The sequence below is a fragment of the Brevibacillus sp. GCM10020057 genome (assembly GCF_042683565.1).
In the GTDB taxonomy this organism is placed as follows: Bacteria; Bacillota; Bacilli; order Brevibacillales; family Brevibacillaceae; genus Brevibacillus.
The window spans coordinates 33,234-56,495 of the sequence record NZ_JBHUJW010000034.1 but is presented as its reverse complement, the minus strand read 5'-3'; the positions used below and the strand labels follow the sequence as shown (position 1 = coordinate 56,495).

Genomic DNA, 23,262 nt, shown 5'->3' with positions numbered 1-23,262 from the left:
AGGTGAGAGAAATGTTTACTGGACTGGTGGAAGAAGTGGGGATTCTTGAGGTCATGACGGGCAGCAAGGAGGCGAGCCGGCTCGCCATTCGCGCAGAGCGTGTGCTGGACGGCGTACAGATCGGCGACAGCATCGCCGTGAACGGCATCTGCCTGACCGTCACCTCCTTTACCTCCCGTCAATTCACCGTAGATGTCATGCCGGAGACGATGAACAAGACGACCCTGGGTCAGCTGCGGAGGGGGCAGCGCGTCAACCTGGAGCGGGCGATGCGCCTTGGCGACCGGTTCGGGGGGCACATCGTCTCCGGACACGTGGACGGGACAGGGACGGTCCGCTCCCGCGAGCCGCATGCCAATGCCGTGCTGTTTCGCATCGCGGCACAGCCGGCTTTGCTGAAATACGTGATCCCACGCGGATCGATCTGCGTAGACGGGATCAGCTTGACGGTCGTCGATGTGGACCACGCCAGCTTTTCGGTGTCGATCATCCCCCATACGTTGTCCCAGACGAGCTTGCAGGACCGCCGTCCGGGGGACCTGGTGAATCTGGAGGCAGACGTCATCGGAAAATATGTGGAGCGGCTGATGGGCATGCGGGACGCGGCGCCCAAACAACGGACGGAGCAGCAGTCCCGATTGAGTCTGGCCTTTTTGCAGGAGAACGGATTTGCCTGATTTTTTTCCTAGTTGAGGAGGGAGAACGATGTTAGACAGCATAGAAGCAGCATTGGAAGATTTGCGCCGGGGCAAGGCCGTGATCGTCGTGGACGATGAGGACCGCGAGAATGAGGGCGACTTTGTCTGCCTCGCGGAAGCGGCCACGCCGGAGATGATCAACTTCATGGTGACGCACGGGCGCGGGCTGGTCTGCGTCCCGGTCACGGAGGAAAAGGCTGCACAGCTGGGACTTGCGCCGATGGTGGAGACGAATACGGACAAGCAAGGAACGGCATTTACCGTCTCCATCGATGAACGCAGCACGCATACCGGAATTTCGGCGCACGAGCGCTCACGTACCGTACTGGCAATGCTGGACGAGCGCAGCCGGGCCGAGGACTTCCGCCGCCCCGGGCACATTTTCCCTTTGATCGCGCGGCCGGGCGGCGTTCTGCGCAGGGCGGGGCACACCGAGGCTGCCGTTGATTTGGCGCAGCTGGCGGGAGCCGCGCCTGCCGGGGTCATCTGCGAGATCATGAACGAGGATGGCACGATGGCGCGACTGCCGCAGCTGGAGGAGATCGCCAAGCGGTTCGGGCTCAAGCTGATTTCGATCGCTGACCTGATTCGCTACCGGATGGAAAAAGAGTCGCTGGTCAAAAAGGAGATCGAAGTGCAGCTGCCGACCGCCTATGGCGACTTCCGCATCGCCGCGTACACGAACGAACTGGACGGCAAGGAGCATGTCGCGCTGATCAAAGGCGAGATTGTCCCGGACGAGCAGATTCTCGTGCGCGTCCATTCCGAATGCCTGACCGGGGATGTCTTCGGCTCGCACCGCTGCGACTGCGGTCCGCAGCTTCATGCGGCACTGGCGCAGATCGAGGCGGAAGGACGGGGCGTGCTTCTGTACATGCGGCAGGAGGGACGCGGCATCGGCCTGATCAATAAGCTGCGCGCCTACAAGCTGCAGGAAGAAGGGCTGGATACGGTAGAGGCCAATGAAAAGCTGGGCTTCCCTGCCGATCTGCGGGAATACGGGATCGGGGCGCAAATCTTGCGCGACCTCGGGGTGTACCGGATGCGTCTTTTGACGAACAACCCCCGGAAAATTCGCGGGCTTGACGGCTACGGCCTGAAAGTCGAGGAACGGGTGCCGATCCAGATGCCCGAGCATCCGCACAACCGCAAGTATCTCGAGACCAAACAGGAAAAGCTGGGCCATTTGCTTCACATACATCGATAGGGAGTGGAAGAAACATGAGAACATTTGAAGGACATCTGGTAGGTACAGGATTGCGTGTCGGGATTGTCGCAGGACGCTTTAACGAGCTGATCGTCAGCAAGCTGGTCGGCGGTGCGCTGGACGCGCTCAAGCGCCACGGCGTGGAGGAAGACAATATCGACGTGGCGTGGGTGCCCGGTGCCTTTGAAATTCCGCTGATCGCCAAAAAAATGGCGGAATCGGGCCGCTACGACGCTGTGGTGACATTGGGCGCGGTCATTCGCGGGGCAACGCCGCACTTTGATTACGTCTGCAGCGAGACTGCCAAAGGAGTCGCTTCTCTCTCGCTCGCTACCGGCATTCCGGTCATCTTTGGCGTCCTGACGACGGATTCCATCGAGCAAGCCATCGAGCGGGCCGGGACCAAGGCAGGAAACAAAGGCTGGGAGGCGGCGGCTGCCGCGATCGAAATGGCGAACCTCGCCAGACAGTTTGCGTAACGATTCGATAATAGCATGCTATTTTGCAAAAGGGCGCCCGCGGGCGTCCTTTTGCCGTTGACTTCCCGTTTGCGCGTGCCGGGGTCATGGATGATCGAGAGGCTGTGCGTACAGAGGCGACCTGTCAAATAAAAAAAGAAGCGGCACCAATCCGCTTCTTCCAACGTCGCCCGGGGACGGCTGTCTTTCATCGTTTTCTGCTCTGCCGCTCCCACCGTTTCAGGTACGGATACGGGTCGAATGCCCAGTCTGCTCCGCCTGTCTCCCGGTACATCCCGTAGTGCAGGTGGGGAGGGAATTTGCCTGCGGTGCCGGGCTTCCCGTAGCCGGTGCTGCCGACATAGCCAAGCACCTGTCCCGGCTCGACGATGTCGCCTGGCTTCAACCCTTTTTTGAACGAGGAGAGGTGGGCGAAATAATGATACACATTGCCCATGTCGCGCATGCCGATTCGCCAGCCGCCGTAGCGGTTCCAGCCGATTACCTCGATGACGCCGTAAGCGGTGCTGAGCACGGGAGTCCCGTAGGAGGCGAAAATGTCCGTGCCTTCATGGATGCGCCGCCCGCCCCAGCCCCGCGCATCTCCCCACGTGCTGCGATAGCTGTAGGAGTACCGTGAAGGGATGGGGAAATAGCGCTCGTCCAGTTGCAGATGCTGGTATTTGTCGTAGACCTGTGCGAACTGCTTGATCGTTTTGACGGAGCGGTCGCGCTGGTAATATGACCAGAGTGCGATCAGCCAGTCTTCCTGGGAAAAGCCGTACGACGAAAAATAATGCACGACCGCAGTCAGCACATCCATGTCATTGTGGCGATCGGCGATCTGGTCGCCGTCCCCGTCCATCCCCATCCCCTGAAAATAGCTGATCGAGACAGGGTTGGTGTCCTCCGGATCGGGGTTTAACAGACCGCTCCAGCGCTCGGCAGGGATGTCGATCGCGGTCAAACGCGAGGTAGGCTCTTCGTTATTGGCTTGTTTCTTCCGTATCTTCATCGTCCGCTCGTATTGATCCATGGCTGCCAGATAGGTCCAGGGGATGCCGTACAGCGTTTCCATCCGTTGAAACAACTGCAACCGCTCCTGCAAAACGGGATCGCCTTTGGATGGGGCGGCGTCTGCGGCAGGCACCACCGCGATGGCCGCGGCAGCCACGCACAAGCTGATCTGAATGATTAGGCGGAAAACTCGCATTCCGTCTCCCTCCAGCCCGGATAGTCTCCTTTGTAGCTTTTGCCAGGGCGAGAGGTTTATCCGCGATACTTTCTGGAAGATTTGCGGTATGATGCAAGAAAAGGACAGATGGCTGAAACTGGAGGGAAGTTGGACATGAAGCTGGTCATACGAGCGGAAAAGCCCCTGGCCTTGCGGGAGTTGATCGAGCCGCTGCGGCAAGTGGGGATGATGGGCGCAGCGGAGGCAGAGGGTGAAAAATTGGCGTCCCCAACATCTGCAACAAAGGTGCCCAAACAGACAGCGCCCCAAAAACTTACGGCTGGGGCGCAGGCGGCCGAAAAGCTGATCGCGCTGGCACGGCAGTACCGGGAGCGCAGCCCGCAAAGCACGTGGGACGAGCAGGCGTGGGTCGCTGAGGAAGCGGCGCTCGGGAAAATGGCAGAGTACGGCCTGCTTCGGCCGATGGGAGGGCAGTGGCAAGTGCAGCGGCTGCCTGTACCAGCTGGCCTGCCGCTTGCCTGGCTGGAGCTGCTCACAGGCTGGGAGCTGCAGGAGAGCAGCGAGTGGGAGAGCGCGGCGTTTTCTGTGCACGCCATGCTGTGGCTGCGGGAAGTCGGCGCCTCTCCAAACGCCGGGCTGAAAGGGAGGCTGGATCGGCTTGGGACCGGAGAGGGAGTGGCTGTCCTCGTCGTGGAGGAAGACGGACCGCAGCGAGATATTCCGCTAGTGCGGGAACAGCGAAATCACGGGGAGGAACACGTAGACGAAGGCATGCTGATCTTGCAGGCCAACCTCGACGATTGCAGTCCCGAATGGCTCGCGCACGTAATGGAGCAATGCCTGCGGGCAGGCGCCAACGACGTGCACTTCCTCCCGGTGACAATGAAAAAAAGCCGGCCGGGCACGCTGCTGCAGGTCATGTGCTACCAGAGCGCGGCGGAGGCGCTGAAGACCGTGATCTTTACGGAGACGACGACGTTTGGCATCCGCTCCTATCCGGTTGACTGCCACAGGCTGGCGCGGCGTTTTCTCACCGTCGACACCCGCTGGGGAGAGGTCGCAGTCAAGCTCGGCTACCATCGGGGCGTCCGCGTGCAGGTCGCACCGGAGTACGCGGTTTGCGCGCGGCTGGCAGAAGCCGCCAACGTTTCGCTCAAGCAGGTGTACCAGGAGGCGGTCAGCCTCGCTGTCGAGAAAAGTCATGTGAATTTGCCGTGAAGGCAGCAGGAGCCGGGCAGTCTTCTCAAGAATTGGAAAATCAGGGAAATTTCCCGCGAGTCCATTTCTCGAGGAGGCTGTGAGATGAGCAAAAAAGTGTTGATCGTCACCGGAGATGCAGTGGAGGCATTGGAAGTGTTCTATCCGTACTACCGTTGTCTGGAAGAAGGGTATGAGACCGTCATTGCAGCGCCAACCGTCAAGACGCTGCATACCGTTTGCCACGATTTTGAAGCGCACAGCGAAACCTACACCGAGAAACCGGCATACCAGCTTCCTGCTCATGCAGCATTTTCCGAAATCAATCCCGAGGCTTTCGACGCCTTGATCATCCCGGGCGGACGCGCTCCTGAATTCATCAGGCTGAATGAACATCTGAAGCCGATCGTCGCCCATTTCTTTGAAGCAGGCAAACCGGTGGCTGCCATCTGCCACGGGGCGCAGGTGCTGACAGTAGTCCGCGAATACCTCGCAGGCAGGGAACTGACAGCCTACCAGGCGTGCAGGCCGGATGTGGAAGCATGCGGCGCGACCTACCAGGCGGAGACGCTGCACGTGGACGGCAATCTCGTGTCGGCTCACGCGTGGCCGGATTTGCCTGGATTCATGCGCGAATTTCTGAAGCTGCTCCGCTGACGGCGGGCAGGCAGGAGTCTTTTTTCAAACACGCGCACAGGTGCAAGGGGCCCAGCGTGTGTTGATACGAGCCTGGCACGTGTGAACCCCGCTGTCTGGCGCGTTGTGCCGCATGGCCTGTATCGTCGCCAGCCAAACGAAAGCAGACCTCTTCACGGGACATGTCCGTCTGGAGGTCTGCTTCTTTTTGTGCTGCGAGAGCCTGCTTGTCCGCCTGCGATAGACGGCCTTGCCTACAGATGTCCCACCAGCAGGCGCAGAACATTGGGCTGGTCAGGCAGGTCGCGCGTGCCTGCGCCGTAGCCGATTGCCTCTACGGTCATGGACGGCAGCGGGCCGAACTCGTGAACCAGCGCAGCTGCGACTCCTGCGCCTGTCGGGGTCGTCAGCTCCTTTTGAATGTTCGTGCTGCGCAGCGGAATGCCGATGAGAATTTCCATGGTTGCGGGAGCGGGGACGGGATAGAGGCCGTGGTCGCAGCGCACGTAGCCGTTTCCCGTCGGCACGTGGCCCGCATACAGGCGGTCGATGCCCAGCTCCTCCAACCCGAGCGCGATGCCGACGACGTCCACGATGGAGTCGAGCGCGCCGACCTCGTGAAAGTGTACCGTCTCGACGGGAACGCTATGAATTTTCGCTTCTGCTGCCGCGATTTTTTCAAAAACGGCGAGGGCCCGGGCCGTGACGCGGGGAGCCAGTCCAGCGGCTTCGATCATCTCCACGATTTCTTTGTACCCGCGGTGGTGATGGGCGTGATCGCCGATGACTTTCAATGCCTTGAGCGGCTTGGCGGGCTGCGGCGTCTCATCGATGACGTCCAGCTTGAGCGCCCGCACGCCTGTTTTCACGACGTTTTTCCATTCCAGGCGAAATTCTCCGAGCGACAGCTTGCGAAGCTCTGCCTCGATCCGCTCCCGATTCGCTCCGGCGTCGACCAGGGCGGCGAGCAGCATGTCTCCGCTTATCCCCGAAAAACAGTCCAAATAAGCGATGCGCACATCAATCACTCCTTTTCAAGCGCCCTTTTCTTCTTGTATCATAAAGGGAAAGTATGTTCGTCTCTTTCCTTTGGTTTCTGCCTGATTGTACCATTTCGTGTCTGGTTTGTCATGAGAGGAGCTGATGGCTGTTGCTGTCCTTTATCCATACGGCGGATGTGCATCTGGATGCGCCGCTTCATACACTGGCAGAGCTGTACGAGCTTCGCCAGGACGATTTTCGCAAAACGATGCGAGCGATCCGCGACCTCGTCCTGGAGAGGCAGGCGGATTTTTGGCTCATCGCCGGTGATTTGCTGGAATACCACGGCGCCCGCAGAGCGACGGCGCTGTTTTTGCGCGACCTGTTTGCCAGCGTGGCTCCGGTGCCGGTGTGCATCGCTCCCGGCAATCACGATCCATGGCGGGAGGACTCGTTTTACCAGACGCTCGATTGGCCCGGGAATGTCCATTGGTTCACGCCGGAGTGGGGGGCGTACGAATTTCCGGAAAAATCGTGCGTCATCTACGGCTGGGGCTTTCCGCAGCCGCATGTGCACGAGTCTCCGCTGGCGTCGTTCCCGGGAAGGCTGGACGGCTACCGGCATCATCTGATGGTGCTGCACGCAAGCGTACTTGGCAAAGCGGCGCAGGAGCATCATCCGTACGCGCCTGTGACGCTGCAGGAGCTGGCGGACACGGGCATGGATTACGTCGCGCTCGGCCACATCCACAAGCCGGAGCAGTTTCTCCATCCGGTGAAACGGTCTCCCTTTGCAGCCTATCCCGGATCACCGGAAGGGCTAAACGCCAAGGAAGAAGGCGACCGCTGCGTCCTCTTCGGCCAGATCGATCCGACGGGGAGAGTGTCGCTGGAAGCTGTTCCTGTCGGGCAAAGGCGAATCCGCAAGCGCGAAGTCGCCGCAGGCGGTGTGCAGACGATGGAACAGTTGGCAGAGCTGCTGGAGCGAGAGCTGGCAGACGAGCGCTCCGAAGACATGCTCCATCTGACGTTGACAGGGGAGCGGGCTGCCCATTTCGTTCCGTCCCTTCCCGTTTTGCAGCAGCGTCTCTCTCGTTTCTTCCACCTGCAGATCGCGGACCAGACGTGGCCAGACGTCGATGGGGACAAGCTGATGGCGGACGGCGGCATCTGGGGCAAATGGCTCGCGCGGCTGGCACAGCGGGAGCAGCAGGCGGCAGGTGAGGAAGAGCGCGAGATCATCCGGCTGGCGCGAAAGGAAGCGCTGGCGAGGATCGGAGGGAGCGTCCGGTGAGAATAGACGAGCTACAGCTCAAAGGCTTCGGCAAATGGCAGGGCGAGACCTTCCGCTTTGCGCCGGGAATCAACGTGCTTGCCGCCCCGAACGAAGCGGGCAAGTCCACCCTCCTGCAAGGGATATTCGCGGCCTTGTACGGGATGAAGCGGGACTACGTCAAGAGCGCCCGCTACTTGCCGGAATACGAAAAATACCGCCCGTGGCACGCGGCGGAATACGAGACGATCATCACGTACGAGCTGGCAGGCAGGTCGTATCGCCTGCATCGCTTGCTGCAAAAGGAACGGGAGCAGGCGCGCATTTTTCTCGACCCGGACTGGACGGAGCTGACTGACGTTTATCTGGAAGATCGGCGCAGGGAAAGGAATTTTCTGGAAAAACATCTTGGCTTGACGCGCAGCCTTTTTACCGACATTACGTGGATCAGGCGGGAGCCGTTGTCTGCGGCAGAGCATCTTGTGCCATCGCTGGCGAATGCCGCGAAGGAAAACCCCCTCGTCCACGCCATGCTCGCGGAGCTGGATCGCGAGCTGGCGGCGATCGGGAAAAAAGAGCGGGCAGAAAATACGCTGCTGGGCAAGGCAGGGGCGCTGGTGGCTCAAAAAGAAGCAGAGCTTGCGAATGCGAGGGCAGCGTGGGAACTGGTCAGCCAGCTGACCTACCGCATTGCGGGCTGGGAAAGCGAGCGGCAGGGGCTGGAGCAGCAGCTGGCACGCCTGCAGCAGCGCCAGCAGAGGGCCAGCTCCAAAGAAGCGGCATGGCAGGAGCGCTGGCAAAAGAGCCACACCCCTCCGGAAGCGGAAAGAGACTGGCAGTGGTGGGAGGAAAGAGCGCTATCTCCTCAGGAAAGGCAGGTGCACGAGGAGGCGCGCCTCGCACTCGCCCGTTTGCAGGCCGGACAGAAGGCACCGGACAGCGAGCAAAAGCCAAGCGTCGAAGGTGAGAAGCTGCAGGCGGATTTTGCGAGGGGCACCCAGCTGCGTAAGCGTCGGGAAGAGCTCCAGTTGCAGCTGTCAAGACTGGCTGCCTACACTCTGACAACTGATGCCGGTCGGCAAACACGCGGGCAGCGCAAGGCAGGCCAGCCGCGTCGAGCTCTGCGGCTGTGGGGAATCTTTGGGCTGCTCGCCGCTCTGGGATTGGTCGCTGGCATCGCCGATCAGTCCGCGCTGGCTGCGATCCTGTTCGGGCTAGCGGCTGTTATGGCTGGTGCGGCGTGGTGGAAGGGGCGGACAGTGTCTCCGGCAACCGTGCAAACTTCCTCTCCAATGGCAGAGGAGTGGCAGCGCGGACAGCAGGAGCTGGACGATTTGGACGCACAGCTCAAGCAACTGCTGCGGGTGTGGGGAGCGAAGGATTGGGACGAGTTTGCAGCGATACGGGATGAGCTGCTGTCTGAACTGCGCGATCGGGAATCCAACGAGCTGCGTGCACAGCTTGCCCTGCAGGAACAAGAAGCGCTTATTTGCAAGCGCTGGGGCGAGCAGATGCGCGTTTTGCTGGAACGGGAGCGGAAGGAGCTGATCCGGGAGCAGGACGCATGGCAAGCCGAACGGCAGCGCATCGAAGAGAGGCTGGTTTACGTCCGCGAACAGCTGGCGCGGGCAAACGGGGAGCTGGCTGCCCACGAAGGGGTCTCGGTCGCCAAGGCCAAAGGGGAGCACGAAGAAGCAATGGCGAACCTCGCCCAGCTGCAGCGCAGGCGCGAGGCGCTGCAAGTGGCCCGGGACACGCTGCAGGAGGCGCTCGCAGACTGGAACCGCGATATTTCCCCTGAGCTCAATCGCCAGGCATCGCTCGTGTTTGCCGAGATAACGGGGGGAGCTTACCGCGACGTCAGACTGGACCCGCAGGGAGGCTTTGCGATCCGGGTGCTGGAGCCTGCACGGCAGCTGGTGCTGGAGCAGGAGCAGTGCTCCACCGGCACGCAGGATCAGCTCTACCTGGCACAACGGCTGGCTTTGCACGATCACGTCAGCCGGCAGTCGGAGCCGCTGCCGCTCTTTTTCGATGATCATTTCGTTCACTACGACGACGTGCGGCTGCGGCGGACGCTGGACTATTTGGCGAAGCTGTCGCAGACGCATCAACTGTTCCTGTTCACCTGCCAGGAGAGGGAGCTGCAAATGCTGGAGCCGCTGCTGCGTGCTTCCAGCCGCCATTTGGTACATAGTCTCGGATGACGCTCTTCGCATGGGAAAGAGGTTGCCCCTCCCAATCCCAACCTCTATAATGGAGAATGACCAAGTCACATGAGGAGTGAGCCCTATGACGACGCAACGAAAACCGGAGTGGCTCAAGATCAACCTTGTTTCAGGCCCTGAACTTGCCAGCTTCAAGGAACTGAAGCAGACGATGCGCAGCAAGACGTTGCACACGGTATGTGAAGAAGCGAAATGTCCCAATATTCATGAGTGCTGGGCCAGCGGGACAGCTACCTTCATGATTTTGGGTGATATTTGTACGCGCGCCTGTCGTTTTTGCGCAGTGAAGACAGGTTTGCCGACGGAACTGGATCTGGCCGAGCCGGAGCGAGTAGCGGAAGCGGCGGAGCAGATGCGGCTTCGGCATGTCGTCGTGACCTCTGTAGCCCGCGACGATCTGGCGGATGGCGGTGCGCAAATCTTCGCCGACACGATCAAGGCGATTCGCCGACGCTTGCCTTTCGCGTCGGTAGAAGTCCTGATTCCCGACTTCATGGGCAACTGGGATGCGCTGAAAGTCGTCATGGATGCACGCCCGGACGTATTGAACCACAACATCGAGTCCGTGCGGCGGCTGTCTGACCGCGTTCGCGCCCGGGCCAAATACGACCGGACGCTGGCCTTGCTGCAAAAAGCGAAGGAATTCCAGCCGACGATCCCCACGAAGTCCAGCCTGATGATCGGGGTAGGCGAGACGATGGAGGAAATCATCGAGACGATGGATGATCTGCGCTCCGTCGACGTTAACATCATGACCATCGGACAGTACTTGCAGCCGACGAAAAAGCATCTGAAGGTGGAGAAGTATTATCACCCGGATGAATTCGCCCGGCTGAAGGAAGAAGGCATGGCTCGCGGCTTCAGCCACGTGGAGGCAGGACCTTTGGTTCGCAGCTCCTACCATGCCCACGAGCAGGCAAACGCGGCCAAAGAGACGATTGGCCAGGCACAGTAACGGGCAAGAATGAAAAAGCAAAGCACCCTCCCGTGCATTTTGGCCGGGAGGGTGCTGCTGTACAGGGGGCCGCTGCTACTCGCATCGTTTGCATGACGAAACCTGGCGCAGCAAAATCAGCTGAAGCCAGTCCGTCAGTTAGCGGCTGGTCGTCCCCATTTTGCCATGGCCTGCATGTTTGGCTCGTACTTGTTCGCCGTCTGTCGTTCCGCCCATGCGCTTGATGAGGGTGTCAATGCTCGCAGTATCATCCGTACGGGCATTGTGGAGATTGCTGGAGCGCGACGCCACGCGGGCGATTTCCTGAATGTCGTTCGGGTTGTCGGTGACGTATACCTTGTAGTAACGAGGCGATACCGACATGGCATTCATGCGTGCCTGATTTTTCGCTGTGCGGGCGTCAGCTCCTGCGGTGTGCAGCCCGACGAAGATTTCCTCGTCTGTGACGAGAACGGTCGAGCGCTGGACGCCAGGGCAGCTGGAGGTCACGTTGCCCACCGCTTGCGCGAGCGCGTCACGGTCGACGTAGACATTGTTTACTCCTGCGGTGCGCACATGATGACGGTCAGTCTGCACATAGCCGAAGCGCGGCATGCCCGTCTGCATCACACCTGCTCCGGAGCGATTCCATGCCCGTTTTTGGTAAATGGAATGGTTCATGCCCGTGTAGACAGGCCCGACACCGCGAACGCCTGCCGTACCAGTCGCCGGATTCAGGCCGACATTGCCGTCAGGAAAGGCGGCGTAAGGGCGGACTGAATCCGGGTAGGCAGTGCCGGGAGCGGCGCCATTGTAGCTGCGGGTATGCAGTCCGTCCAAGTCGCGCATATGCATGCCATCGTAGTTGCGGACATGGATTCCGTCAAAGTTGGTGGTGCGCACGCCGTCATAGGTGCGGGTGTGCAAGCCGTCAAAATTGGTCACATGAGGAGCAGCCTGGTTCGTCGTCGTGCGATTGGGCGTCGTGTAGTTCGGTGCAGCGTTGTTTGAACATGCGGAAGCCAACAATGCGATACCTGCGATAGCTGGATACAACCATGTCTTTTTCAATGGAAACACCCCCTACACGATAGAATGTCCAGGGGGCAACTGCTGTTTTCGTGGGAATATTATCTCTTGCTGCAAGAAATATGGTAAGATGGATGTATGTTATGTGTGTAAGGAGGAAGCGGACTTGATTCGCACGCAAGCCGGTACTTATGAAGTCATGGAAGAAAATCGCGATGGCTGGAACCCGGAAGCCTTCAAAGAGCGCTACAGCGATATCCTGGACAAATACGACTACATCGTAGGGGACTGGGGCTATGGGCAGCTGCGTCTCAGAGGATTTTATACAGACCACAACCGTAAAGTGCCGTTCGAGCAGCGAATCGCCGCTTTAGATGAGTATCTGCATGAGTTCTGCAACTTCGGATGCCCGTATTTTGTTTTGCGCAAAGTGAAGTCGTTCCAGGGTCCCGATGACAGCCAAAAAGGCCAGGATGAAACGAATTACGATCTGGTGATTGATGTACGGCAGGAACCCGGCCGCGACGAGAACAGCCAGTTTTACGGGGAGCGCAAGGAGCGGCGGCGCTACAACTCTCGTCCGAACAACAAGGAGCGCAGCAACGGTTCTTCTCCGGAGCGCTCGGGCGGAGGGCGCAACGAGCGGTCTGACAAGCCCCGCTTTTCCAAGGAGAAAGCCGACAAAAACGGCAGAGAGCGGGAGCACAACAAGGACCGCCGCCCCAACCGCCAAAACCGCGAACGGGATAAGGTGCCGACAGGGCCGAACACGCCGAAGCGCGACTCCTGATGCCCCTAATATGAAAAAACAAGGCTGCGCCGAAACGCCTCCGCAGCCTTGCTTGCAAGAAAAAACGAGTCCTGGTCGAGAGGACTCGTTTTTTCTTGGCGCGGATGCAGCTGGCATTACCAGCCGCCCCAGCCTCCACCGCCCCATTGGTTCCAGGGATTCCACGGATTCCAGGGATTCCACTGATTCCACGGATTACATCCCCAGTTTGGCGTGAAGGGTTGAAGCGGGATGACAATGGGAAAATATACTTCGGGGCCGCGTCTGCCGCGGAAAAAGACCGGATTGGCTTGATCTTCCGGGATGGTGCGATATTCCTGTTCGGTTGGGTAATTTTGGTAATGCTGATCGTACGGATAAGGTTGCATCGTGCGATTTGCACTCCTCTCGTTGTCTGTTTTGTGCAGTAGCAGTATACGAGACATTCGCCTGCATGGAGCATTGTCCGGCAAGAAATGGGCAAACGTCCAAGAGGAGGCAAAACAAAAAAGGAAGGGCCTTGCAAGACCCTTCCTGATGATTGGTGCAGATGATGGGAGTTTCTCCCTTCCTCCCTATGTGTGCCGCTTTGTCAAATCACGGTTTCTAAAAAGCCTTTCAACTCCTCGGCTTCCTGCTCGTTCAGGTTAAACGCATATTCCAGATAGCCTTCTTCCTCCAGGTCATCGTGGCCGATGATGGCGGAGCGGCCGTTTTGCACATTGATGACCAGCTTCTTGCCGTAGAAACGGTTGGTGGTCGTGATGGCGAGATCGAAGCGGGTGGATTCCGCCATAAAGCTGACGAAACGGGTCGAGGTTTCCTCGGTATCGTCGTACAGGTAGAACAAATCAGCCATACATTTCCCTCTACTTCCATGAAAGATTAGGTTTGTGCTCGACATTGTGCAGGGCGCGAACGAAGCGGATCGTCCTGGTCTGGGCACGCATGACGATCGAATGGGTCTCGACCATGTCGTCTCCCAGGTAGCGGACGCCTTGCAGCAGCTCGCCGTCCGACACGCCGGTTGCGGCGAAGATCGCGTCCTCGCCTTTGACCATGTCATCGAGCGTCAGCAGTTGCTCCGGATTGGCGAGACCCATCCGGATGCAGCGTTCCCGTTCGGCATCGTTTTGCGGCTTGAGCTGGGCCTGCATGTCGCCGCCGAGACATTTGATGGCGGCAGCGCTGATGACGCCCTCGGGTGCGCCGCCGATGCCAAGGAACAGGTCGATGCCGGTGTGCGGCAAACAGGCTGCGATCGCCGCGCCTACATCGCCGTCGCCAAAGAGCTTGACGCGTGCGCCCTTTTCGCGGACGGCATCGATGATGGCCTGGTGGCGCTCCCGTTCCTGGACGATGACCGTCACGTCCGAAATGCGTTTGTTGTTTGCCTCTGCTACCACTTCTATCATTTTATCCACGGGATCGTATAAGTTGATTTTCCCCGCCGCGCGTTTGCCGACAGCCATTTTCATCATGTACATGTCGGGCGCGTGCAGCAGCGTTCCACGGTCTCCGATGGCGATGACGGACATGGCATTGTTGTGTCCTTTCGCTACGATCGTGGTTCCTTCCAAGGGATCGACAGCGACGTCGACTTCTGGCCCGTCTGCGTCCGGATGGCCCAGTTTTTCCCCGATGTAGAGCATGGGTGCCTCGTCCAGCTCCCCTTCGCCGATGACGACGGTTCCCCGCATGTTGATCGTGTCAAACATGGCGCGCATGGCGCTCGTCGCTGCTCCATCTGCCTCGTTCTTTTTGCCTCGTCCCATCCAGTGAGAAGAGGCGAGGGCAGCCATCTCCGTTACACGCACGATTTCCAGTGCCAGTTCGCGTTCCATTGCTTCTTTCGTTCCTCCCTTTTATGCCGGTAAAAATACACCCAACCATTGTATCATATGTGACAAGCAGATTCGCCCTCGCCCGTACAAATTTGGTATACTTGTTGGAGGAAAAGAGGTGAAACCCGTGGACAATTCCTATTTGCAGGAAGGGGAATTGGTGCTTCTCGTCCTGGTGCTGACTTTTGTGTTTACGGCCTTTTACGCAAAACGAAAAGCAAAAAAGCGAAAGTAAGGAGAATTTTTCATGTACGATGTGAATACGAAACGAATTGACCAAGTGCTGGCATATATGTCGTCGATGCTGGACTTGCTGGACAAGCTAAAGGAACGGGGAGCGGAAGCGGTGTTGGCAGACCAGGTGGCTGCGGCAGCGATGGAAAGGGCCCTGCACTTGTCCATTGAAGGGATCGTCGACGTAGGCAACGCGCTGATCGACGGCTTCATCATGCGCGATCCGGGCAGTTACAGTGACATCATCGAAATTTTGCGCGATGAACAGGTCGTAACGGAGGATCAGGCGAGAGTCCTGACACGGGTTGTCGAATTTCGCAAGCATCTGGTGATCGAATACACGAACGTTCCGGCGGGCGAGATGTTCGCGCTGGCTGCAGAGGCGACGCCGGTTATGCGCCAGTTTGAGCCGGCCGTGCGGGCGTTTCTGGACAAGGAACTGTTCTAGGAGAAATGGTTGCAGCGGATTTTTTATACAAAACACTTTCATTAGTTTACTAAAGTGGCCGAATCCGCTACAATAGGGAGAAAGGGCGGTGATACGTATGACAAACGAAGGAACGTCCACCCGCGACCAGATTCTCCACATGCTCAAGGTGAAAGGCTCGCTTTCGGTAAGCGATATGGCAGTTGAGCTGGGCATTACGGAAATGGCGGTACGACGCCATCTGAATACCCTCGAGAGGGACAACTTGATCAAGTCGACGCTTGTCAGACAAGCGATGGGACGTCCAACCAATGTATATTCCTTGTCGCAGGAGGCAGACGAGCTGTTTCCGCGCAATTATTCTCATTTGACATTAGATTTCTTGCAAGACATCAAAGACATGGACGGCATCGGAAAGGTAGAAATGCTCTTTCGCCGCCGGGAAAATCGTCTGGAGGAAAGCTACCGCGCACATATGCAGGGAGGCCTGGAGGAGCGGGTCGCCAAGCTGGCGGAGCTGCAAAACGACAAAGGCTACATGGTGGAATGGGAAAAAGTCCCGGACGGAAAAGGCTACCGCATTCAGGAATTCAACTGTCCGATCTCGCAGGTCGCCCGCGAATTCAATCAGGCATGCAATTGCGAGCTGTCCTTGTTCCGCCGCGTGCTGAATGCCGATGTGGAGCAGACTTCCTGTATGGCCAAGGGCGGCGACAAATGCGTCTTTGAAATCAGGGAAGGACGCTGAATGTCTGGACATAGGAAGAGGTTGTCCCAAAAGTCACAGATGGAGGGATAGCCTCTTTTTTTTTATTTTCAGGTCGAAATAGCCGCACCCGAAAACGGTGTGCATCCACCCTTGTTCTATAGCAATACTTTTTAACTCGACCGCAGGCAAAGGAGAAGGAAACGACATGACTTCATACAAAGGCTATTTGCTGGATCTGGACGGAACGATCTTTCGGGGAGGCGAAGCCATTCCGGGAGCGGCCGCATGGATTTCCTATCTGAAGGAACAGGGGATTCCGTACCTGTATTTGACCAACAACTCTTCCGCTTCGCCCGAGCATGTGGCTGCGCGGCTGTGCGGCATGGGAATCGAGGCCGAGCCGCGTGAGGTGTACACCTCTGCCATGGCGACGGCGGCCTATTTGCGGGAGCGGGCAGCTGCCGGCACCAAGGTGTACATGATCGGGGAGGACGGACTCTACCAGGAGCTTTTGGCCAGCGGGTTTGTCCTCACCGCTGAGGACCCTGACTTTGTCGTAGTGGGGATCGATCGCAGCTTTACGTACGAAAAGCTGGCGGCAGCGGCGCGCGCCGTGCGGGGAGGTGCTGTTTTCGTGGCGACCAATGCGGACGCGGCCCTGCCGACGGAGAGGGGCCTGTATCCGGGAAGCGGCTCTCTGGTAGCAGCCGTATCCCTGGCAGCGGCGGCACAGCCGGTCGTGATCGGCAAGCCGCAGCCGATCATCGTCCGCTACGCGCTGGAGCGGCTCGGCACGAGGGAGGACGAGACGCTGATCGTAGGCGACAACCTGCACACCGACATCGAAGCGGGCGCGAACGCCGGTCTGGACAGCCTGCTCGTCCTCACTGGCTATTCGACCCGTGCGGAGGCAGCCATACATCCAGTGCGCCCTACGCATATTGCCGAAGATTTGGCAGATTGGCAAAAGCGCGTGTCTGACTAGCCCCCCCGGCACTCCTCCTGCTGCTTTTGGCGGTGGGCGATCCGGCTGGAAGCAGCAGCAGCGATCGCCCCGACCAAATCGTCGAGGAAGGTATGCACGCCGTTTTTCGGGTCGTTCAGTTCGGCCAGCTTGCCGTGCTTGAGCTTATCTACATACCCGAAGTTGGTAAAGCCGATGCTTCCGTACAAATTGACGATGGCCAAGGCAAGCACTTCATCCACCCCGTACAGCGGCTCGTCCGACTCGACAATCGACTGGAGCGGGGGCAGCAGCTTTTTTTCTTCTGCCAGCATGTCCAGCTGGATGCCGGTCAAAAGGGCGTTTTGCACCTCGCGTTTTTTCAGGACGGCCAGTACGCTCTCCCGGCACATGTCCAAAGTCAGGTCAGGGACGTACTTGGTCTGCAGGAACCAGACGATCTCGGCGATGTCATCCAGCGAGACGCCGCGCTGCCCGAGCAGCTGAATGACGGCGTCCAGGCACGTATGACTGTTTAGCGGATGCTCGTTCATAGTGATCTTCCTCCTTGCGCGATGAAACCATGCCGCTAGTATCTGCAGGGAATTAGGCACCTATCCCGATACCGTCACATACTATGCGCCATGAGAAGGTCTGCAAGGAGGGTGGAATGGATGGAGGAGAAAGCGCTGCTGGAGGAGGAATACGGTTTCTCGCTGCAGGAGGCGGACGCCAAAGGCGCGAGCACGGTACTGAAAACCGATCAAGGACTGTTTTACCTGTTTACGGCCCCGGCAGGGTACAAATACAAGAGCAAGTTTATCGAAAAGGTCCGCAAGCATCTTGGCGGCCAGCAGGACCTTAGCATGCTGAAGCTGGTCAAAACGCGAGGCGGGCAAGGCCATCTCGTCTACGATGACCAGATGTACTACCTGTATCGGGGAGTGCGGGAAAAGCAGCTGGATGACCCGTTTATGACGTGCGGCCAGACGTTGGCGCAGTTTCATTTGGCGACGAGCACGTTCAAAGGCGACAAACTGTTCCTGCCCTACAGCTCGTTGGGCAACTGGCCGAGCATGTGGAGGCGCAAGCTGCGGCATTACACGGAATGCCGGGATGAACTGGTGGAGCTGGAGGGCGAGCTGACCTCCATGGACGAATATTTGCTGACCAGTTTTACGTATGTGCACCAGCTGGGTGAAATTGCGGTTCACTACTTGCTTGCATCCGGCTACGACAAGGTCGTCAAGGAAACGGCGGCATACGGCAAAGTCGCCTACCAAAATTTCGATCAAGGGTTTATGCTATGGAATGAGAAGGGCGCACGCCTGGTGGCGGGAGAGTGGAACTGGGTGCTCGACATGCGGGCACGCGACATCGGCCAATGGCTGAAGGCCGAGGTCAAACGCGATGGCTGGCAGGATGAGAAGGCAGCCAGCTTCCTCGACGGCTACAACCGGGTATCTCCGCTGCTGCCGGAAGAATACGCCGTCATCTACGGGCTCATGCTCTACCCGGGAAGATTTTTGAGACTCGTGGAGTCCTATCAGGAGCTTCCTCTGGAAGAAAAAGAGCAGGTCGACGGCAGGCTGTGGCGGATTCAGCTGGATCAGGAGCTGGCGCGCATGGAAGAAGCGCTCCGTCGGTATCCCCGGCTGGTTGCAGAAAGGTACGGCGTGTCCATTCCACCTATAGATTGGTTGTGGAGGCCGGAAGATGAAGAAGCCAAACGTGTTAGTGACGAGGCAAGTAGCGAGTGAAGCGATCGCCTTGCTGCAGGAAGTGGCGGAAGTAGATGTCTGGACGCAGGATGAGCCGATCCCGCGCCAGCGATTGTTGGAAAAGGCGGAAAATGCCGACGGGATTCTCGCGATGCTGACGGAGCGGATCGACGAGGAACTGCTGGCGAGGGCAAAGCGGCTGCAGATCGTGGCGAATATGGCCGTGGGCTATGACAACATCGATCTGCCTGCTTGCAAAGCCCGCGGCATTCATGTGACGAATACGCCGGATGTGCTGACAGAAGCGACAGCCGATCTGGCCTTTGCCTTGCTGATGGCGACGGGACGCCGGCTCATCGAGGCGAATCGCTTTTTGATGAACGGGGAATGGACGGCGTGGAGCCCGTCGCTGATGGCCGGGAAAAACGTGTACGGAGCGACGCTGGGCATCATCGGAATGGGGAGGATCGGAGAGGCGGTCGCACGGCGGGCGAAAGGCTTCGGGATGAAGATTTTGTACCATAACCGCAGCCAAAAGCCGCAGGCCGAAGCGGAAACGGGGGCTGTGCGCGTCAGTCTGGAGGCGTTGCTGCGCGAATCGGACTTCGTGGTCCTGCTCACTCCGCTGACGGAGGAGACGCGGCTGTTGATGGGCGATCAGCAATTTTCCTGGATGAAGCCCACCTCGGTCTTTATCAACGTGTCGCGGGGCGGCACCGTCGACGAGGCGGCGCTGCATTGGGCGCTTTCGAGCGGAAAGATCTGGGCGGCCGGGCTGGATGTGTTCCAGCAGGAGCCTGTCCCGGTTGACCATCCGCTGCTCGCGTTGCCGAATGTGGTTGCGCTGCCTCACATTGGGAGCGCCACCGAGCAGACCCGGGCGGAGATGGCGAAGCTGGCCGCAGCCAACATCGCAGCGGTGCTGGCAGGCAAGGGGCCGCTGACCGCGCTATGAGCACCATCCTGTACACGCTCGCGGGACTGCTGTTGCTCGGTTTGCTCGCCGCATCCGCCATTGCCTTTCACGTCGCGTGGAAGCTGACCCATCCAGTGCGCAAGCCTGTCGACATGACGCCGGCCGACTTTGGCATCAAGGAGACGGAGACAGTCCGCTTCCCAAGCAGGGAGCCGGGCATCGAGCTGGCCGGCTGGTATTTTTCGGCGGCGCAGAACGGCTGCGACACCAGAAGGCGCACGTTGATTTTCGCCCACGGATACAGCCAAAACCGGCAGGAGCCGCATCTGCCTGCCCTGTCGCTGGCTGCCCGGCTGATTGCCGACGGCTACGACGTGCTCATGTTCGACTTCCGCAATGCGGGAGAGTCCAGTCCGTCCCTTACGACGATCGGGCTACGGGAGCAGCATGATCTGCTCGGGGCGATCGATTACGCCGCAGGCAAACGGCCGGATCATGCGCTCGGGCTGGTCGGCTTTTCCATGGGAGCGGCGACGTCACTCATGGCAGGGTGCATGGACGAGCGGATCGCGGCGATTGTCGCAGACTCCCCGTTTTACTCGCTCGGGGAATATTTGCAAGAAAGTTTGCCGCAATGGACGGGCCTGCCCCGCTTTCCGTTCAATTGGCTGATCTTGACGCTTTGCCCGCTTCTGCTGGGAGCCGATCCGCGCCGGGTAAAGCCGTTTCAGGCGGTGCAAGAGGCCAGGAAGCCGATTTTTTTCATTCACGGGACGCAAGATGCGACCGTTCCGGCAAAGAACAGCGAAAGATTGCGGGCGTTGGCGGCCGACGAGCGGACAGAGATATGGCTGGTGGCGGAAGCGGGACATGTCCGCAGCTACGCCCTGTGTCCGGACGAATACACAGCGCGCATCAGCTGCTTTCTGGAGAAGGCGATGGGGGAGGGGCAATGAAAAAAGCAGCTACGCGTCCATTCTCCGTAGCTGCTTTCATGTCAGTACCCTGAATCAGAATACTTGTTGAACTTCCTTGATCCCGGGGATTTCTTCCAACAGGGCGCGCTCGATCCCTGCTTTCAGGGTGATGGTGGAGGATGGGCAGCTGCCGCATGCTCCCATCAGGCGCAGTTTCACGACGCCTTCTTCTACATCGACGAGTTGTACGTCGCCACCGTCACGTTGCAGGTACGGACGCAGTTTATCGAGAACTTCTTGTACTTGATCGAACATATCCATCGTGCATTCACTCCTTTCCAACCTCACTATATTATAAACGTTGCCTGATGAGAAATCCATGGCTTACATGCCCTGTCGACACTTTCCGAAAGGTGCATCCGCCCTGGATGGACTATTTGCATGACCTGCATGTTATAATGAAACGGCAAGTACTTCAACATAAGGAGTAAGATACTACGTGAATGTATTTGGCAGTGTAAAAGAGTTGATCGGGAATACGCCAATCGTCGAAATCACACAGTTTGAGCTTCCCGAGGGAGTCAGATTGTTTGCCAAGCTGGAATACTTCAATCCGGGAGGCAGTGTCAAGGACAGGCTTGGCATGGAACTGATCCGCGCCGCAGAGGAAAGCGGACAGCTGAAGCCCGGCGGTACGATCATCGAGCCCACGGCGGGGAATACCGGGATCGGAGTTGCCTTGGCTGCTGTAGGAACCGGGTATAAAGTCATTTTTTGCGTACCTGCCAAGTTTTCCGAGGAAAAGCAGGAGCTCATGCGCGCACTCGGTGCGGAAGTGGTAAATACGCCGACCGAGCAAGGCATCAAGGGAGCAATCGCCAAAGCGCAGGAACTGGCGGCATCCATCCCGGGCTCTTTTGTACCGCAGCAATTTGCCAATCCGGCCAACCCGGATGCGCACTACAAAACGACAGGACCGGAAATCTGGCGGCAGATGGACAGAAAAGTAAACGTTTTCGTGGCCGGCGCGGGCTCGGGCGGCACGTTTATGGGCGTCGCGCGCTATCTGAAGGAACAGAATCCTTCCGTGAAAACAGTGATCGTCGAGCCGGAGGGGTCCATCTTAAACGGCGGCAAGCCAGGACCGCACAAAACCGAGGGCATCGGCATGGAGTTCCTGCCGCCGTTTATGGACACCAGCTATTTTGACGCCATCCACACGATCATGGACGTCGAGGCGTTCGAGCTGGTGAAGCAGCTGGCGGCCAAGGAAGGGATGCTGGTGGGCAGCTCGGCAGGAGCCGCAATGGCAGCCGCACTGCGCGAAGCCAAGGAAGCCGCGCCGGGCACAAACATCGTCGTTCTGTTTGCTGACAGCAGCGAACGCTATCTCAGCAAACAAATTTACAAAGGGGGAATCTAGGATGCGTATCAAAACGCGTTTGATCCATGGCGGAATTGAAGGAGATCCACATACAGGAGCCGTTTCCGTTCCGATTTATCAAGTGAGCACCTACAAACAGGAAGCGATCGGCAAACACAAAGGCTACGAGTATTCCCGCACAGGCAACCCGACTCGTCACGCGCTGGAGACGTACATTGCCGAGCTGGAGGGGGGCGCTCGCGGCTTCGCGTTCGGCTCCGGGATGGCTGCCCTCTCTACCGTCCTCTCGCTGTTCAACAAAGGGGATCACCTGGTCGTGGGTGATGACGTCTACGGCGGTACATACCGCGTGATTACCCGCGTCTTTTCCCGCCTCGGCCTGGAAGCGACGTACGTCGATACCAACGATTTGCAGGCAGTCGAGGCTGCCGTGCGGCCTGAGACGAAAGCAATCATTATGGAAACTCCGACTAATCCGCTGTTAAAAGTAAATGATATTGGGGCATTGTCTGCTATCGCCAAAGCGAAAGGCTTGCTTTTGATCGTCGACAATACGTTCATGACGCCGTACTGGCAAAATCCGCTCGATCTGGGCGCAGACATCGTCTTCCACAGCGCGACCAAATACCTTGGCGGACACAGCGACGTCGTTGCTGGCCTGGTAGTAGCCAAAGACGCGCAGCTGGGTGAAGACCTGCATTTCGTGCAAAACGCCATCGGCGGCGTACTCGGCCCGCAAGATTCGTGGCTCTTGCTGCGCGGGATGAAAACGTTGGGCGTGCGTATGGAAGAGCATGAGCAAAACGCCCGTACGCTGGCAAAATGGCTCTCGGAGCGCAGCGACATCGAGCGTGTCATCTACCCGGGACTGTCCAGCCATCCGGGCCATGAGCTGATCCAGAAGCAGGCACGCGGCTTCGGCGGTATGATTTCCTTTGACGTGGGAAGTGCAGAGCGCGCCGACCAGGTTTTGTCCAAAGTGAAGCTGTACACGCTGGCAGAATCGCTGGGGGCGGTCGAGAGCCTGATCAGTGTCCCTGCACGGATGACCCATGCGTCGATCCCGGCAGAGCGCCGTGCCGAGCTGGGCATTACCGATGGCCTCATCCGCATTTCCGTCGGGATTGAGGATGTCGAAGATTTGATCGAAGACCTGGAGCAAGCACTCTCCTAACCGCGAGAGATGCATTTGGCAGGGGAGGCATTGACCATGAGTGTAGAAATCAAGGTGTATGGAACCGAGCAGTTGTGCGCAAGCTGCGTCAATCTGCCGTCTGCCAAAGAAACCGCCGACTGGCTGCAGGCTGCGCTCTCCCGCAAGTACGGAAGCGATAACATCCGCGTCACGTACAGCGACTTTCAACAGCCCCAGACAGACGATGACAAAAACTGGGCGAAGCGGATTGTCGAGGAAGATTTGTGGTATCCGCTTGTCGTAATTTCCGGGGAAATTGTCGGGGAAGGCAATCCGAAGCTGAAAGACATTCACGGAAAGCTGGAAAGCATGGGGCTTGTGCCGCTGGCCAATTCTGTGGAAAGTGAATAGAAGGAAAAATATAGGA

Annotated in this window: 27 protein-coding genes; 19 read left to right on the top strand and 8 right to left on the bottom strand. The window is 58.5% G+C overall.

Annotated elements, in window-relative coordinates; translation table 11 throughout:
* Window positions 1-11: 11 nt before the first annotated feature.
* Genes ACFSO0_RS10645 through ribH form a run of 3 tightly spaced genes read left to right on the top strand, consistent with a single transcriptional unit; the run spans window position 12 to window position 2,384 of the window.
* On the top strand, window positions 12-677 hold the full coding sequence (locus ACFSO0_RS10645; protein ID WP_376879821.1) for a riboflavin synthase: 666 nt from the start codon (window positions 12-14) through the stop codon (window positions 675-677).
* Window positions 678-705: 28 nt separating this feature from the next.
* Window positions 706-1,905: a bifunctional 3,4-dihydroxy-2-butanone-4-phosphate synthase/GTP cyclohydrolase II gene (locus ACFSO0_RS10640; RefSeq protein WP_376879819.1), complete on the top strand. Its 1,200-nt coding sequence runs from the start codon at window positions 706-708 to the stop codon at window positions 1,903-1,905.
* Between the two features lie 14 nt (window positions 1,906-1,919).
* Complete coding sequence (gene ribH, locus ACFSO0_RS10635) at window positions 1,920-2,384, top strand: 6,7-dimethyl-8-ribityllumazine synthase (RefSeq protein WP_376879816.1); 465 nt, start codon at window positions 1,920-1,922, stop codon at window positions 2,382-2,384.
* 187 nt (window positions 2,385-2,571) lie between these two features.
* Here the strand turns inward: ribH and ACFSO0_RS10630 are convergent, their stop codons facing one another.
* Window positions 2,572-3,576 (bottom strand): M23 family metallopeptidase, encoded by a 1,005-nt coding sequence (locus ACFSO0_RS10630; protein ID WP_376879814.1) that lies wholly within the window; start codon window positions 3,574-3,576, stop codon window positions 2,572-2,574.
* A gap of 135 nt (window positions 3,577-3,711) precedes the next feature.
* Between ACFSO0_RS10630 and larC2 the strand changes: the two genes are divergently transcribed.
* The gene (gene larC2, locus ACFSO0_RS10625; RefSeq protein WP_376879811.1) at window positions 3,712-4,776 is read left to right on the top strand and encodes a nickel pincer cofactor biosynthesis protein LarC2; all 1,065 of its coding nucleotides are present in this window, start codon (window positions 3,712-3,714) and stop codon (window positions 4,774-4,776) included.
* A gap of 84 nt (window positions 4,777-4,860) precedes the next feature.
* Window positions 4,861-5,412, top strand: coding sequence for a DJ-1/PfpI family protein (locus ACFSO0_RS10620; RefSeq protein ID WP_376879809.1), 552 nt, complete (start codon window positions 4,861-4,863; stop codon window positions 5,410-5,412).
* A 233-nt stretch (window positions 5,413-5,645) separates the two neighbouring features.
* Here the strand turns inward: ACFSO0_RS10620 and larC are convergent, their stop codons facing one another.
* Entirely contained in the window at window positions 5,646-6,410 is a 765-nt protein-coding gene (gene larC / locus ACFSO0_RS10615; RefSeq protein WP_376879806.1) for a nickel pincer cofactor biosynthesis protein LarC, read from the bottom strand.
* A gap of 131 nt (window positions 6,411-6,541) precedes the next feature.
* On the opposite strand from larC, the gene ACFSO0_RS10610 reads away from it, so the two are divergent.
* From ACFSO0_RS10610 to lipA, 3 genes are all read left to right on the top strand, one after another.
* Complete coding sequence (locus tag ACFSO0_RS10610) at window positions 6,542-7,666, top strand: metallophosphoesterase family protein (protein WP_376879803.1); 1,125 nt, start codon at window positions 6,542-6,544, stop codon at window positions 7,664-7,666.
* Complete coding sequence (locus ACFSO0_RS10605; protein ID WP_376879800.1) at window positions 7,663-9,852, top strand: ATP-binding protein; 2,190 nt, start codon at window positions 7,663-7,665, stop codon at window positions 9,850-9,852. Before ACFSO0_RS10610 ends, ACFSO0_RS10605 begins: the two co-directional genes overlap by 4 nt.
* Before the next feature lie 85 nt (window positions 9,853-9,937).
* Window positions 9,938-10,828: a lipoyl synthase gene (gene lipA / locus ACFSO0_RS10600; protein WP_376879797.1), complete on the top strand. Its 891-nt coding sequence runs from the start codon at window positions 9,938-9,940 to the stop codon at window positions 10,826-10,828.
* 138 nt (window positions 10,829-10,966) lie between these two features.
* Here the strand turns inward: lipA and ACFSO0_RS10595 are convergent, their stop codons facing one another.
* Window positions 10,967-11,887 carry a YhcN/YlaJ family sporulation lipoprotein gene (locus ACFSO0_RS10595; RefSeq protein WP_376879794.1) on the bottom strand — a complete coding sequence of 307 codons (921 nt, stop codon included), beginning with the start codon at window positions 11,885-11,887 and terminating at the stop codon, window positions 10,967-10,969.
* 115 nt (window positions 11,888-12,002) lie between these two features.
* Here ACFSO0_RS10595 and ACFSO0_RS10590 point away from each other — a divergent pair, with 115 nt between their 5' ends.
* Complete coding sequence (locus tag ACFSO0_RS10590) at window positions 12,003-12,626, top strand: YutD family protein (protein ID WP_376879792.1); 624 nt, start codon at window positions 12,003-12,005, stop codon at window positions 12,624-12,626.
* 116 nt (window positions 12,627-12,742) lie between these two features.
* Here ACFSO0_RS10590 and ACFSO0_RS10585 read toward each other — a convergent pair whose 3' ends face one another.
* The 3 genes from ACFSO0_RS10585 to glpX form a co-directional block, all read right to left on the bottom strand.
* Entirely contained in the window at window positions 12,743-12,994 is a 252-nt protein-coding gene (locus tag ACFSO0_RS10585; RefSeq protein ID WP_376879789.1) for a hypothetical protein, read from the bottom strand.
* A gap of 203 nt (window positions 12,995-13,197) precedes the next feature.
* On the bottom strand, window positions 13,198-13,464 hold the full coding sequence (locus ACFSO0_RS10580) for a DUF3055 domain-containing protein (protein WP_376879787.1): 267 nt from the start codon (window positions 13,462-13,464) through the stop codon (window positions 13,198-13,200).
* Between the two features lie 10 nt (window positions 13,465-13,474).
* The gene (glpX, locus tag ACFSO0_RS10575) at window positions 13,475-14,449 is read right to left on the bottom strand and encodes a class II fructose-bisphosphatase (protein ID WP_376879785.1); all 975 of its coding nucleotides are present in this window, start codon (window positions 14,447-14,449) and stop codon (window positions 13,475-13,477) included.
* 118 nt (window positions 14,450-14,567) lie between these two features.
* On the opposite strand from glpX, the gene ACFSO0_RS10570 reads away from it, so the two are divergent.
* The 4 genes from ACFSO0_RS10570 to ACFSO0_RS10555 all read left to right on the top strand — a co-directional run bounded on the left by ACFSO0_RS10570 (window position 14,568) and on the right by ACFSO0_RS10555 (window position 16,804).
* Window positions 14,568-14,684, top strand: coding sequence for an amino acid ABC transporter permease (locus ACFSO0_RS10570; RefSeq protein WP_376879783.1), 117 nt, complete (start codon window positions 14,568-14,570; stop codon window positions 14,682-14,684).
* Window positions 14,685-14,696: 12 nt separating this feature from the next.
* The gene (locus ACFSO0_RS10565; RefSeq protein ID WP_376879780.1) at window positions 14,697-15,131 is read left to right on the top strand and encodes a DUF86 domain-containing protein; all 435 of its coding nucleotides are present in this window, start codon (window positions 14,697-14,699) and stop codon (window positions 15,129-15,131) included.
* Between the two features lie 97 nt (window positions 15,132-15,228).
* Entirely contained in the window at window positions 15,229-15,858 is a 630-nt protein-coding gene (locus tag ACFSO0_RS10560; RefSeq protein ID WP_376880225.1) for a helix-turn-helix transcriptional regulator, read from the top strand.
* 166 nt (window positions 15,859-16,024) lie between these two features.
* A complete protein-coding gene (locus ACFSO0_RS10555) occupies window positions 16,025-16,804 on the top strand; it encodes a TIGR01457 family HAD-type hydrolase (RefSeq protein ID WP_376879778.1) in 780 nt (259 codons plus the stop codon).
* Here ACFSO0_RS10555 and ACFSO0_RS10550 read toward each other — a convergent pair.
* Window positions 16,801-17,316 carry a phosphatidylglycerophosphatase A family protein gene (locus ACFSO0_RS10550; RefSeq protein ID WP_376879775.1) on the bottom strand — a complete coding sequence of 172 codons (516 nt, stop codon included), beginning with the start codon at window positions 17,314-17,316 and terminating at the stop codon, window positions 16,801-16,803. The genes ACFSO0_RS10555 and ACFSO0_RS10550 overlap by 4 nt on opposite strands.
* Before the next feature lie 120 nt (window positions 17,317-17,436).
* Here ACFSO0_RS10550 and ACFSO0_RS10545 point away from each other — a divergent pair, with 120 nt between their 5' ends.
* From ACFSO0_RS10545 to ACFSO0_RS10535, 3 genes are read left to right on the top strand one after another with little or no spacing between them, the layout of a single operon-like run.
* Entirely contained in the window at window positions 17,437-18,522 is a 1,086-nt protein-coding gene (locus ACFSO0_RS10545; protein ID WP_376879772.1) for a hypothetical protein, read from the top strand.
* Entirely contained in the window at window positions 18,479-19,438 is a 960-nt protein-coding gene (locus ACFSO0_RS10540; protein WP_376879770.1) for a 2-hydroxyacid dehydrogenase, read from the top strand. The genes ACFSO0_RS10545 and ACFSO0_RS10540 overlap by 44 nt, the downstream gene beginning before the upstream one ends.
* Complete coding sequence (locus ACFSO0_RS10535; RefSeq protein WP_376879768.1) at window positions 19,435-20,355, top strand: alpha/beta hydrolase; 921 nt, start codon at window positions 19,435-19,437, stop codon at window positions 20,353-20,355. The genes ACFSO0_RS10540 and ACFSO0_RS10535 overlap by 4 nt, the downstream gene beginning before the upstream one ends.
* Window positions 20,356-20,409: 54 nt before the next feature.
* Here ACFSO0_RS10535 and ACFSO0_RS10530 read toward each other — a convergent pair whose 3' ends face one another.
* Window positions 20,410-20,637, bottom strand: a complete 228-nt coding sequence (locus ACFSO0_RS10530) for a NifU family protein (protein ID WP_376879765.1) — start codon at window positions 20,635-20,637, stop codon at window positions 20,410-20,412.
* 178 nt (window positions 20,638-20,815) lie between these two features.
* Between ACFSO0_RS10530 and cysK the strand changes: the two genes are divergently transcribed.
* The 3 genes from cysK to ACFSO0_RS10515 are packed head-to-tail and all read left to right on the top strand — an operon-like array spanning window position 20,816 to window position 23,246.
* A complete protein-coding gene (gene cysK, locus ACFSO0_RS10525; RefSeq protein ID WP_376879762.1) occupies window positions 20,816-21,739 on the top strand; it encodes a cysteine synthase A in 924 nt (307 codons plus the stop codon).
* Between the two features lies 1 nt (window position 21,740).
* Complete coding sequence (locus ACFSO0_RS10520; RefSeq protein ID WP_376879760.1) at window positions 21,741-22,874, top strand: bifunctional cystathionine gamma-lyase/homocysteine desulfhydrase; 1,134 nt, start codon at window positions 21,741-21,743, stop codon at window positions 22,872-22,874.
* 36 nt (window positions 22,875-22,910) lie between these two features.
* A complete protein-coding gene (locus ACFSO0_RS10515; RefSeq protein WP_376879758.1) occupies window positions 22,911-23,246 on the top strand; it encodes a YuzD family protein in 336 nt (111 codons plus the stop codon).
* Window positions 23,247-23,262: the final 16 nt, after the last annotated feature.

What these genes read in the sequence shown, in the direction of transcription:
- lipA (WP_376879797.1), top strand. Translation starts at nt 9,938, where the DNA reads ATGACGACGCAACGAAAACCGGAGTGGCTCAAGATCAACCTTGTTTCA.
- ACFSO0_RS10540 (WP_376879770.1), top strand. Translation starts at nt 18,479, where the DNA reads ATGAAGAAGCCAAACGTGTTAGTGACGAGGCAAGTAGCGAGTGAAGCG.
- ACFSO0_RS10530 (WP_376879765.1), bottom strand. Translation starts at nt 20,637, where the DNA reads ATGGATATGTTCGATCAAGTACAAGAAGTTCTCGATAAACTGCGTCCG.
- ACFSO0_RS10535 (WP_376879768.1), top strand. Translation starts at nt 19,435, where the DNA reads ATGAGCACCATCCTGTACACGCTCGCGGGACTGCTGTTGCTCGGTTTG.
- ACFSO0_RS10550 (WP_376879775.1), bottom strand. Translation starts at nt 17,316, where the DNA reads ATGAACGAGCATCCGCTAAACAGTCATACGTGCCTGGACGCCGTCATT.
- ACFSO0_RS10630 (WP_376879814.1), bottom strand. Translation starts at nt 3,576, where the DNA reads ATGCGAGTTTTCCGCCTAATCATTCAGATCAGCTTGTGCGTGGCTGCC.
- ACFSO0_RS10555 (WP_376879778.1), top strand. Translation starts at nt 16,025, where the DNA reads ATGACTTCATACAAAGGCTATTTGCTGGATCTGGACGGAACGATCTTT.
- ACFSO0_RS10645 (WP_376879821.1), top strand. Translation starts at nt 12, where the DNA reads ATGTTTACTGGACTGGTGGAAGAAGTGGGGATTCTTGAGGTCATGACG.
- ACFSO0_RS10545 (WP_376879772.1), top strand. Translation starts at nt 17,437, where the DNA reads ATGGAGGAGAAAGCGCTGCTGGAGGAGGAATACGGTTTCTCGCTGCAG.
- ACFSO0_RS10640 (WP_376879819.1), top strand. Translation starts at nt 706, where the DNA reads ATGTTAGACAGCATAGAAGCAGCATTGGAAGATTTGCGCCGGGGCAAG.
- ribH (WP_376879816.1), top strand. Translation starts at nt 1,920, where the DNA reads ATGAGAACATTTGAAGGACATCTGGTAGGTACAGGATTGCGTGTCGGG.
- larC2 (WP_376879811.1), top strand. Translation starts at nt 3,712, where the DNA reads ATGAAGCTGGTCATACGAGCGGAAAAGCCCCTGGCCTTGCGGGAGTTG.
- ACFSO0_RS10515 (WP_376879758.1), top strand. Translation starts at nt 22,911, where the DNA reads ATGAGTGTAGAAATCAAGGTGTATGGAACCGAGCAGTTGTGCGCAAGC.
- ACFSO0_RS10565 (WP_376879780.1), top strand. Translation starts at nt 14,697, where the DNA reads ATGTACGATGTGAATACGAAACGAATTGACCAAGTGCTGGCATATATG.
- ACFSO0_RS10620 (WP_376879809.1), top strand. Translation starts at nt 4,861, where the DNA reads ATGAGCAAAAAAGTGTTGATCGTCACCGGAGATGCAGTGGAGGCATTG.
- ACFSO0_RS10580 (WP_376879787.1), bottom strand. Translation starts at nt 13,464, where the DNA reads ATGGCTGATTTGTTCTACCTGTACGACGATACCGAGGAAACCTCGACC.
- glpX (WP_376879785.1), bottom strand. Translation starts at nt 14,449, where the DNA reads ATGGAACGCGAACTGGCACTGGAAATCGTGCGTGTAACGGAGATGGCT.
- ACFSO0_RS10520 (WP_376879760.1), top strand. Translation starts at nt 21,741, where the DNA reads ATGCGTATCAAAACGCGTTTGATCCATGGCGGAATTGAAGGAGATCCA.
- ACFSO0_RS10585 (WP_376879789.1), bottom strand. Translation starts at nt 12,994, where the DNA reads ATGCAACCTTATCCGTACGATCAGCATTACCAAAATTACCCAACCGAA.
- ACFSO0_RS10560 (WP_376880225.1), top strand. Translation starts at nt 15,229, where the DNA reads ATGACAAACGAAGGAACGTCCACCCGCGACCAGATTCTCCACATGCTC.